This window comes from Microbispora sp. NBRC 16548 (genome assembly GCF_030268985.1).
GTDB lineage: Bacteria > Actinomycetota > Actinomycetes > Streptosporangiales > Streptosporangiaceae > Microbispora > Microbispora catharanthi.
The window spans coordinates 1-255 of the sequence record NZ_BSSF01000139.1 but is presented as its reverse complement, the minus strand read 5'-3'; the positions used below and the strand labels follow the sequence as shown (position 1 = coordinate 255).

Genomic DNA, 255 nt, shown 5'->3' with positions numbered 1-255 from the left:
TGTAGGAGGAGCGTGGTCGTTTGTTCGGCTCGGGGGTGACCAGACCGGCCCGCATGAGGTAGCGGCTGATCGTCGCCCGGGACACGGTGACCTGGTGATGCTGGTGCAGATGCCAGGCGATGGTGTCTGGCCCGGCGTCCAGGCCCTGGCCGGACAGGTCCTTGCGCAGGCGGAGGATCAGTTCGACGGTGGCGGCGTCGATCGCGGTCGGTGAGGTGTTGGGTCGTCTGGATCGGGGTTCGTAGGCGTCCTCGC

1 protein-coding gene is annotated in these 255 nt (G+C 67.8%); it reads right to left on the bottom strand.

Annotated features, from left to right (window positions below; all coding sequences use genetic code 11):
• Positions 1–255 (bottom strand): helix-turn-helix domain-containing protein (locus QSK36_RS43400; protein WP_285786473.1); only part of this gene is annotated, 255 nt, incomplete at both ends.